The 9,359-nt window shown below is 62.4% G+C and carries 14 protein-coding genes and 2 pseudogenes; 14 read left to right on the forward strand and 2 right to left on the reverse strand.

The window, feature by feature from the left end; genetic code table 11:
- Positions 1 to 1,341 (forward strand): annotated as a pseudogene (locus EKH55_RS04345) (DUF1073 domain-containing protein); the annotation flags it as partial.
- A gap of 72 nt (positions 1,342 to 1,413) precedes the next feature.
- Positions 1,414 to 1,824 (forward strand): annotated as a pseudogene (locus EKH55_RS30235) (anti-CBASS protein Acb1 family protein); the annotation flags it as partial.
- Here the strand turns inward: EKH55_RS30235 and EKH55_RS04350 are convergent.
- Positions 1,825 to 2,052 (reverse strand): hypothetical protein, encoded by a 228-nt coding sequence (locus tag EKH55_RS04350; RefSeq protein WP_127672336.1) that lies wholly within the window; start codon positions 2,050 to 2,052, stop codon positions 1,825 to 1,827.
- Positions 2,053 to 2,095: 43 nt separating this feature from the next.
- Between EKH55_RS04350 and EKH55_RS04355 the strand changes: the two genes are divergently transcribed.
- Genes EKH55_RS04355 through EKH55_RS04390 form a run of 8 tightly spaced genes read left to right on the forward strand, consistent with a single transcriptional unit; the run spans position 2,096 to position 7,462 of the window.
- Positions 2,096 to 3,241, forward strand: coding sequence for a DUF2213 domain-containing protein (locus tag EKH55_RS04355; RefSeq protein ID WP_151611044.1), 1,146 nt, complete (start codon positions 2,096 to 2,098; stop codon positions 3,239 to 3,241).
- 12 nt (positions 3,242 to 3,253) lie between these two features.
- Entirely contained in the window at positions 3,254 to 3,724 is a 471-nt protein-coding gene (locus tag EKH55_RS04360; protein WP_151611045.1) for a structural cement protein Gp24, read from the forward strand.
- A gap of 25 nt (positions 3,725 to 3,749) precedes the next feature.
- A complete protein-coding gene (locus EKH55_RS04365) occupies positions 3,750 to 4,724 on the forward strand; it encodes a DUF2184 domain-containing protein (protein ID WP_151611046.1) in 975 nt (324 codons plus the stop codon).
- 12 nt (positions 4,725 to 4,736) lie between these two features.
- On the forward strand, positions 4,737 to 5,078 hold the full coding sequence (locus EKH55_RS04370; protein WP_151611047.1) for a hypothetical protein: 342 nt from the start codon (positions 4,737 to 4,739) through the stop codon (positions 5,076 to 5,078).
- A gap of 50 nt (positions 5,079 to 5,128) precedes the next feature.
- Positions 5,129 to 5,623: a DnaT-like ssDNA-binding protein gene (locus EKH55_RS04375; RefSeq protein ID WP_151611048.1), complete on the forward strand. Its 495-nt coding sequence runs from the start codon at positions 5,129 to 5,131 to the stop codon at positions 5,621 to 5,623.
- On the forward strand, positions 5,623 to 5,982 hold the full coding sequence (locus EKH55_RS04380; RefSeq protein ID WP_151611049.1) for a hypothetical protein: 360 nt from the start codon (positions 5,623 to 5,625) through the stop codon (positions 5,980 to 5,982). The genes EKH55_RS04375 and EKH55_RS04380 overlap by 1 nt, the downstream gene beginning before the upstream one ends.
- On the forward strand, positions 5,979 to 7,016 hold the full coding sequence (locus EKH55_RS04385) for a phage minor head protein (RefSeq protein WP_151611050.1): 1,038 nt from the start codon (positions 5,979 to 5,981) through the stop codon (positions 7,014 to 7,016). Before EKH55_RS04380 ends, EKH55_RS04385 begins: the two co-directional genes overlap by 4 nt.
- Positions 7,016 to 7,462: an HK97 gp10 family phage protein gene (locus EKH55_RS04390; protein WP_151611051.1), complete on the forward strand. Its 447-nt coding sequence runs from the start codon at positions 7,016 to 7,018 to the stop codon at positions 7,460 to 7,462. The genes EKH55_RS04385 and EKH55_RS04390 overlap by 1 nt, the downstream gene beginning before the upstream one ends.
- On the opposite strand, the gene EKH55_RS04395 is transcribed toward EKH55_RS04390, so the two are convergent.
- The gene (locus EKH55_RS04395; RefSeq protein WP_151611052.1) at positions 7,440 to 7,664 is read right to left on the reverse strand and encodes a hypothetical protein; all 225 of its coding nucleotides are present in this window, start codon (positions 7,662 to 7,664) and stop codon (positions 7,440 to 7,442) included. The two genes, EKH55_RS04390 and EKH55_RS04395, sit on opposite strands and share 23 nt — an antisense overlap.
- Between EKH55_RS04395 and EKH55_RS04400 the strand changes: the two genes are divergently transcribed.
- From EKH55_RS04400 to EKH55_RS30240, 4 genes are all read left to right on the forward strand, one after another.
- Entirely contained in the window at positions 7,663 to 8,079 is a 417-nt protein-coding gene (locus EKH55_RS04400) for a phage tail terminator-like protein (protein ID WP_151611053.1), read from the forward strand. The two genes, EKH55_RS04395 and EKH55_RS04400, sit on opposite strands and share 2 nt — an antisense overlap.
- Positions 8,080 to 8,094: 15 nt before the next feature.
- Positions 8,095 to 8,583: a hypothetical protein gene (locus EKH55_RS04405; protein ID WP_151611054.1), complete on the forward strand. Its 489-nt coding sequence runs from the start codon at positions 8,095 to 8,097 to the stop codon at positions 8,581 to 8,583.
- An 8-nt stretch (positions 8,584 to 8,591) separates the two neighbouring features.
- On the forward strand, positions 8,592 to 8,978 hold the full coding sequence (locus tag EKH55_RS04410) for a hypothetical protein (RefSeq protein ID WP_151611055.1): 387 nt from the start codon (positions 8,592 to 8,594) through the stop codon (positions 8,976 to 8,978).
- A 179-nt stretch (positions 8,979 to 9,157) separates the two neighbouring features.
- Entirely contained in the window at positions 9,158 to 9,358 is a 201-nt protein-coding gene (locus tag EKH55_RS30240; protein WP_427915841.1) for a phage tail assembly chaperone, read from the forward strand.
- Position 9,359: the final 1 nt, after the last annotated feature.

The following is a 9,359-nucleotide window of genomic DNA, read 5'->3' on the forward strand; positions in this document are numbered from 1 at the left end:
ATGGCCAACATTATCGCATTCGTCCGCGACAGCCTGACAAACATGGTCGCCAACCTCGGCACGAGCAGAGACAAGGCGGCGGCAACCTACTATTCGATGCCGCTGCTTTCGGACGAAGAACTGCTTAACGCCTATCGGGGCGCGTGGCTGCCGCGGAAGATCGTCGACATTCCGGCCTTCGACAGCATCCGCGCCTGGCGCGACTGGCAGGCGAAGAAGCCGCAGATCGAGGCGATCGAAGCGGAAGAGAAGCGCCTGAACGTGATGAGCAAGCTGCTGGAGACCCGGATCAAGGCGCGGCTCTGGGGCGGCGCTGCAATGGTCATCGGTACCGGCGACCAGGACTTGACGCAGCCGCTCGACGTCGAGCGGATCGGGAAGGGCGGCCTGAAATACCTCACGGTCATGACGCGTCGGCATCTCACTGCCGGCGAGATCGATCGCGATCCGGCGTCCGAGTGGTATGGCAAGCCGAAGCTCTATCAGCTCAACTCCGCCGACGGCGCCCAGGTCGAAATCCATCCGTCGCGCCTCGTCGTCTTCAACGGCAGCCAGCCGCCGGACGAAGATATCATGACCACGACCTATGCCGGCTGGGGCGACAGCGTGCTCCTGTCGGTCGTAGATGCGATAAAGCAGGCGGACGGTACCGCGGCCAACATCGCCAGCCTCGTCTTCGAGGCGAAGGTCAACGTCATCCGCATCCCGGATTTCATGCAGAACCTGGGCGACGAGCGGTACCGGGCGAAGATCCTCGAGCGCTACACGCTCGCGGCCACGGCCAAGGGCATCAACGGCGACCTCCTCCTCGATAAGGAAGAGGAGTACGAACAGAAGACGGCGAGCTTCGCCACTCTGCCTGAAGTGCTCATGTCGTTCCTGCAGATAGTGTCCGGCGCCGCCGACATTCCGGCCACCCGGCTTCTCGGGCAGTCTCCGGCCGGTATGAACGCCACCGGCGAAAGCGACCTGCGGAACTATTACGATCGCCTGCAGGCGATGCAGACCGTCGAGATGACGCCGGCGATGGCGCGCCTCGACGAGTGCATCATCCGCAGCGCACTCGGTTCGCGTGACCCGGACATCTATTACGAGTGGGCGCCTCTCTGGGGCATGTCGGAGAAGGAGAAGGCTGACGTCTTCAAGACGAAGGCCGATGCTGCCCGGCAGTTGGTTGGCACGACACCCGGACAGGAGATCATCCCGCGCGACGCCGTTTCCGATGCGCTGGTCAACACATTCATCGAAGACGGCTCGCTGCCCGGTCTCGATGCAGCGATCGAGGAATACGGTAGGCTCAGTGAGCAAGAGCCCGACGAGGAAGAGGTCGCCGCAGCTGCAGCCCAGCAGGCGCAACAGACGCCACCGGGACAGAGGCGGCCTACCGCCGACGTCGCGCCTCGCACACTCTATGTCCGTCGAGATGTCGTCAATCGCGCTGATATCGTACGCTGGGCCGAAGGGCAGGGCTTCACCGACATCGTTCCAGACCTTCATGTGACGATCGCCTACAGCCGCCAGCCTGTCGACTGGTTCGAGATGGGCGAGAGCTGGTCGCCTCGGCTTGAGATAGCTGCCGGCGGGCCCCGCCAGATGGACAGCCTGGGCGCAGATGGCAAGTACAAGGCCTTGCTCATCACCGCGTCGGAACTGGTATGGCGTCACCGCGCCATGATCGAGGCTGGCGCCTCGTGGGATTGGCCGGAGTACCAGCCGCATATCTCCATCCAGATCGGCGGCGATTTAGATCTGTCCAAGGTCGAGCCCTACCGCGGCAAGATCATCCTTGGTCCTGAAATATTCGAAGAGGTGCGAGACGACTGATCAGCGAGGCTTAGTCTGCAACTCACGCAGCAGCTCGCGCGCTGCCTGATGGACCTCGTGTGCATCCTCAGGGCTGAGTTTGCTCGTTTCGGGACCGGCGTCTCGGATCGTGAGGTCGCCGATCTGGGAAGGATCCTTGTAGCGGTAAGTTGAAATTTCCAGGCCGGATGGCCGGTGAACCACCGTTAGCTCGTCTTTGATTTCGAACTGATCTCTCGTCACAGCCATTGCGCGTCCTCGATTCTCTGTTGGTCGATTGGGAACCAATATCATGAAATTCACAGACACTGCACCGATCGCTGGCACGCGCCGGACCGCCGACGGCTACCTTGTTGCTGACGTGCGCACGGCGCGCACTGGCATCCAGCTCTATACCGGCCATGAGGTCGGCAAGCCGGAGATGCAGGTCGTGAAGGTCTACCGGCCGGAAGAGCACGTTTTCGACACGGCCAGCCTCGGCAGCTATGCGCACAAGCCTGTGACGAACGATCATCCGGCTGAAGCGGTCACCGCCGATAATTGGAAGGCGCTCGCCGTAGGCTCGATCGGCGACGAGATTGCCCGCGATGGTGAATTCGTCCGCGTTCCGCTCATCGTCATGGATGCGGCGGTAATCGCCGAAATCGAGGGCGGCAAGCGCGAGCTCTCCGCCGGCTACACCTGCGATCTCGCATGGGAGCCGGGCACCACGCCCGCGGGCGAGAAATACGACGCCATTCAGAAAGATATCCGGATCAACCACGTCGCCATCGTGCAGCGCGGCCGCGCCGGATCACAAGCTCGCATCGGCGACGGTGTGAGGTCGTGGGGCGCTGCCCCGTTCACCAGTGATCAGAAACCGAAAGAGGACAAGATCATGACCCTGAAGACGGTTACCGTCGATGGCATCCCGGTTGAAGTAACCGACCAGGGTGCCACGGTGATCGGCACGCTGCAGCAGCGCCTTGCCGACGCCAACACCAAGTTCGCCGACGCCGAGAAGGCACACCAGACGGCTCTGGCCGCCAAGGACGCCGAACTCGCGAAGAAGGATGCCGAAATCGATGCGTTGAAAGGCAAGATCCTTTCGGACGCCGATCTCGACAAGCGCGTCCAGGCGCGTGCCGATCTCATCACCAAGGCGCATGTGATTGCCAAGGACGTGAAGACCGAAGGGCTTTCCGACGCGGCAATCCGCAAGGCTGTCGTCGTCGCTAAGCTGGGCGATGCCGCGGTTGCCGACAAGTCGGAAGCCTACGTCGATGCCCGCTTCGACATGCTCGTCGAGGACGCCAGCCAGAACGGCGCCGATCCCTTCCGCACCGTCGTTCAGCAGGGCCTTTCGCAGGTCAGCGACGCCGACAAGGTCGTAACTGACGCCTATTCGCAGATGGTCGCCGACATGAAGGCCGGCAAGACTTCTGCAACGGCCAACTGAGGAGACGCTTCAATGGCTACCTACCAGACGACCTATGGTGCGGCTCCCGCGAAGGGGCTTGCCGGCCAGATCGCATCCGAAGAGAAGTGCAACAAGGTCAGCCGCACTGTCGAGACGGCCGCCGGCATCAAGTTCGGCGCTCCTGCGCAGCGCGGTACCGGGGATCACGGCGTTGCCATCCTGTCCACCGGCGATTTCCTCGGGCTTGCGGTCCTCAATCCCGCGGTGCCGGCGGACGCAAGCAACCCGGATGCCTATCCGCAGTACTTCACGGGCGCATTCATGACGATGGGCACGATGTACGTCACTGCGGGTGCGACGGTCGCGGCCGGGGACCCGGTCTATTACGTCACCGCGACGGGCCGGTACACCAACACCGACAATTCCGCCGCAAACCCGGCCATTCCCGATGCCTTCTTCGAAGAGGCAGGAGCGGACGGCGCCATCGTCCAGATCAGCCTTGGCTTGCGCCATCAGGCGTAACGCTTAGCGAAAGGAAACCTGAACCATGAACACTATCGTCCGTCAGGCCTTCGCTGATGCGCAGGCCGCGTTCCCCTTCGTGATCGCGCAGGGGCGCAACATCGAAACCCGCATCTACCAGCGGCGTTATCCGACCTTCAACTACGGCGCCCACGTGCCCGTCGTGACGGAAGGGAACGCCTGGGCGATCGGTACGACCTTCTTCACCGTCGACACGGCCGGCGAGGCGAAGTTCCTCTCCGGCGCCGGTACCGACATGCCGTTCAACCAGGCAACGAAGGACATGGCCAGCCATGACTTCGCGATGATCGGCTCCGGCTGGGAGTGGAACATCGAGGAAGTCAATCAGGCGGCGCTCTATGGCATCGACCTGAACGGCACCAAGGCCATGTCGGCGTCCGACAAGGTCGAGCGCCTCCTCAACTCGGTTGCCATGGTCGGCACGACCGAGAAGAACTGGACCGGCTTCGTCAACGACCCGCAGGTCTCGCGTGTCGACGTTGCCGCGGATGGCACGGGATCTTCGACCTTCTGGTCGGCGAAGTCCAACGACCAGATCCTCCGGGACATCAACGACCTGATTTCCAGCGTTCGCGAGAACACGTCCGAGGTCGAATGGGTGGACACGCTGCGGCTGCCGCCGGAAGCGTTCCGTCTCATCGCTACCCGCCGTCTCGGCGAAGGCGACGGTCTTTTGACCCTTCTGGAGTACATCCGCCGCAACAACGTCTACACGGCGGAAACCGGTCAGCCGCTCGACATCCAGCCGCTCCGCGAACTCGCGACGGCATCCCAGGACGGCGGCGGCCGCATGGTCGTGTATCGTCGGGACACGGAAGTTCTCCGCTTCCACCTGCCGATGCCGCGCCGCGTTCTCCAGCCGCGGCAGAAGTCTATTATGGGCTTTGAAACCGGCATCATCGCCCGTACCGGCGGTACCGAATGGCGTCTGCCTGGTGCTGCGGCATACGGCGACGAAATCACCGCTCCGCCGGCCTGATAGGAGGAAGTGATGAAGGTCACCAACAACAGCCCGGCGCTGCAGGGCGTCCGCTCGAAAGGGCGGGCGGTCTACATCCAGCCGGGGCAGACCCGCGACGTCGATCTCGAAGGCGTCGATCTCGACAAGGCCAAGCGTCTTTCGTTCCTTAAAATCGAGGGCGCTTGCAAGGCTGGTGCCAGCCAGGACGGCGACGGTGCGAAAACGCCACTTGAAGTGCTCGAAATGGCGAAGGACCCGAACGTGCAGTTCATGTCGTTCAAGGCGGCGGCGGCCAAGCTGCTCGGCGATAAGACGCCGTCCAAGAAGGACGAGATCATTGCCGCCCTCGAAGAGCTGGCAACGCAGCCATGACATTCAGCCCGGCGGTTACCTGCCGGGCCCTTACTGCATCGGAGATAGACATGGCAGGTTACGGCGATAATGCAGGCTTCACGGCTTACGCTGCGGCGTCCGGCTATGTCATCCCCGATGGTACGACCGATGCCCAGAAAGACGCAGCACGTCAGCGCGGCTCTCTGGTGATCGATCGGTATGAACCGAGGTTCAGCGGCAAGCGCACCGGCGGGTACGCTCAAGAGAGGGCGTGGCCGCGCACCGGCGCCACGACTTATTACGGCGAGGCGATCCCCTCGAACGAAGTCCCGCTCGCCATCGTCAACGCCTCGTACGAGGCGGCATTCCTCGAGCTCACGAACCCCGGCAGCCTTTCGCCGGTGGTGACCGGCACGCAAACGGTGAAACGCGAGAAGATCGGACAGCTTGAGGTCGAATATTCAACCTCTTCTTCAACGGACATTGACGATCTCGTGGCGCTCGCTACGCCGGTAGTCACCACGATCGAGGGGCTGCTATGGCCGTTCCTCGTGCCGTGCTTTCCGGGCGCGCTGGTGGTCTGATGGCGAACCTGATCTATACACGCCTGCAGGCGACGGCGCAGCGCCTCATAGCCAAGTACGGCCAGGCCGGCACCGTCAAGCGCGAGACCCCTCCGGATCCTGTCTATGGCGGCGATCCTGTCGTGATGTCGTACCCTGCCACGCTGGTACCGATGGCATACGAGGCCCGCTTCATCGACGGCACGGTCATCCAGGCCGGCGACATGCAGATTTACATCTCCGCTGTCGGCCTGCCGATCGAGCCGACTGTCGGCGACGTCGTTACCGCCAACGGGAAAGATTACGCCATCGTCAACGGTGACCCGAACAAATACGACGGCGTCACGCCGGTCGTCTTCATCGTGCAGGGTCGCCAATGACCTTCGATGAACTGCTCGCCACATATGAGCCCAGGCTTGCCGCCGCATTTCGAGAGGCGATCGAGGCTATTAAGTCGAGCATCGTTCTGGCGCGCGTCGTCGAGCGTCTAGAGCGTGGCGACGTCAACGGCGCTATCGAGGCCATGCAGATCGAGCCGGAGGCGTTCTCCGCGCTCGAGATCGCGCTGCAGGAGGCTTTCAACGCCGGCGGCACGAATGCGGTCGGCGAGCTGCCGAAGGTGATGGACCCGCAGGGCAACCGCGTGATCTGGCGCTTCGGTGTCCGTAATCCTGTTGCTGAGGCGATCTTGCGTGACCTATCTTCGACGATGGTCACGCACATCACCGATGACCAGCGGCAGGGGATCCGGCAAGCGCTCGAGCAGGGGCTTGCCCGCGGTGCGAACCCGCGCGCAACGGCGCTCGACGTCGTCGGCAGGCAGAACCGCGTCACCGGCCGCCGCGAGGGCGGTGTGATCGGGCTGACTCGTTATCAGGTCGAGTTCATCGAGCGCGCTCGCGTGCATCTGGCGTCCGGTGATCCGGAATTGATGAACCGATATTTCGAGCTGAAGACGCGCGACAAACGTTTCGACCGGACCGTCATGGCCGCGATCAGGGCAGGAAATCCGGTCAGCAGCGAGGCGCTCACCAAGATCATCGGCCGGCTACGCGATAAGAACCTGCTTCTCCGCGGCGAGATGCTGGCGCGCACCGAAACGATGATGGCGCTTGGCTCTGCTCGCGACGAAGCGATGAGGCAGCAGATCGAGGCCGGAAAGGTCCAGGCGCAGGACGTCCAGAAGCGGTGGCATTCGGCCGGCGACAACCGGGTGAGGCACACGCACCGGGTTCTGAACGGCCAGGCCGTCGGCATCGACGAGGTATTCCAGAGCCCAAGCGGCGCCATGCTTCGCTATCCTGGCGACCCGCGTGCGCCCATCGCCGAAGTATCCGGCTGCCGCTGCTGGTGCGAGTATGATGTCGACTACATCGCCGCAGGCCTCCGCCGGTACCGTGCGAGGGCGGCTTAATGGCTACGCTCCGCTTCAGCGCTCAGGTCGCGGGATGGGCCGAGAAAGTGCCGGAGGCCGTCGAGGCGGTGTTCAAGGAGAGCACCAAGGAAATCGTCCGCGAGATGCAGACGCCGCGCTCTGCCGGCGGCCGGATGCGGGTGGATACCGGATTTCTCCGTGCGTCGCTCATGGCTTCAACGGCGGCCATGCCATCGATCAATCCGAGCGCCAAGCCAATCGAGGGCGGCGCATACACCTATAACGAAGGGCAGATCGAGGCTGTGATCACTGGGGCCTCGGTCGGAGACACGCTGTATTTCGGCTACACCGCATCCTACGCTGCCCATCGCGAGTACGGAGCCAATGGCCAGCCGCCGGATGCGTTCGTTCGTCTCGCGGTTCAGAATTGGGGAATGGCGGTCGATCGCAACGCAAAGAAGGTCAAAGCGGCGTTTGGCCTTTGATTGCCCGGTTACCGTCGCTTCCTTCTTCGGCAGCCATCAGCAATCCAAGTGAAAGCAGCATCAAGGACTTCTCTGCGGCTCGTAGGGCCGTCTCAGCACGAACCGTTTCGCCCTTTGCCTGCGCAAGCGTCATCCTCGCGTTGGTCAGCAGGTCGTGCGCCTGGTTGTCAGTCAGCTTTTCGGACATGAGGAATTGATACATGGCGACCGGAATCGACGCAATCATCTTCAAGGCGTTGACCGATCATCTGCTGACGTTGACGCCGGCACTCCCCATCGCGGCGCCGAACGTGGTGTTCCCCGCGGCGGGGCAATCCATGCCGTCGAAATACCTGGCTGTCTCATTCCTGCCGAACAAGACCCGGGAGATCACCTTGGGAGACGACCCGCAGCAGAAGCGGGGGCTCTATCAGGTGTCGGTCGTGTTCGCCGTCGGCGTCGGGATCATCGGTGCGCTCGAGACTGTCGAGACCATCATCTCGCTTTTCAAGAACCGATCGCTTTTGGCTTCTGGCGTGAAGGTCACGATCAGCAGCGAGCCGTGGGCGTCAGGCCCGATCCAGGAAGGAAACCGGGTCCAGATCCCGGTCACCATCCCATACCACTGTTTTGCCTAGGAAAGGATCCGAACAATGGCAGGCATCAAGACCACCCTTGCGGGGGCGAAAATCTCCATCAGCACCGCGGCTGTCACACTCCCGCTTAATCAGGCCGCCTTCGAGGCTCTGACCTTCACGGAGATCAAGAGCGTTGGCAATCTTGGCGACTATGGCAGCCCTCCGAACCTGATCAACTACAACACGCTCGACACCGAGGTCATGTCCAAGGCCAAGGGCGTCGAGGACGCCGGCGACATGTCGATCGAGGTTGCGCGCATCTTCGATGATCCCGGTCAGATCGCCATTCGAGCCGCGAGCGCGACCAAGTTCAACTATGCAATCAAGGTCGAGTACGCCGACGCGCCTACCCCATCCTGGTCGAATACGGTCATGTATGCGGCCGGTCCGGTCACTGGTCCTCAATTGCTCGGCGGCAGCACGGACGATTTCATCCGCGAATCCTTCACCGTGGGCTTCACCGATCAGCGCCCGATATTCGTTGCCCCTGTTGAAACCCCGTAAGGTGACCAATGGACCTGCTTTCCCTCAGCCCGAACACCATTACCGTTGACTTGACGCACCCGGCGACAGGTGCGCCGCTTGGTGTGTCGGTCGAGCTCCGCAGCCTCGAAAGCGACGAGGTCAAGGCCGTCGAGCGCCAGCTGAAGAACAAGGCGCTCAAGGGGGGCCGCAACACCGTTACTGCCGAGAAGATTGATGACAACACCATCGCACTCCTGGCGGCGGCGATCGTATCGTGGACATTCTCGGGTGATGCCAACCTGGGCGGCGACAAGAAGCCGGCTTGCACTGACGCCAATAAGCGGAAGCTGCTCGCTGTCCCGGCGCTCGCCAAACAGATCGACGTCGCGCTCGGAGACGAAGCGGCTTTTTTTGCAGCCTCGGAGACCGCCTAAGGCAGGCTGTCTCCGTTGCGGTCGAGTTCAACACCCCCGGCTATGAGCTCGATCGTGGCCGGGATGGAAAGGACATCGTCTCCAAGCGCGAATTATACGAGCGCTTCGGGCGGGAAAACCTGATCCAAGAGCCAGAGATCCCGGACGAAGGCGAACACCTTTGGACGTGGTTCTGGCACCTGTCCGGCCGACGTCAACAGGGCATGAGCGGCCCGCAGCCGCTCACCTATGAAGAGATAACCTCTTGGTCCCGCCTGACCGGTGAAATCCTCCTTCGTGAGGAGATCGCCATCCTAATAGACATGGACGATGCCTACCTCGATGCTCTCGCAAAAGAGCGAGAGGCACAGCGCGTAGCGAATGAGAAGCCGAAGGGGTAGC

Origin of the sequence: Sinorhizobium alkalisoli (assembly GCF_008932245.1) — a bacterium.
Classification (GTDB): domain Bacteria; phylum Pseudomonadota; class Alphaproteobacteria; order Rhizobiales; family Rhizobiaceae; genus Sinorhizobium; species Sinorhizobium alkalisoli.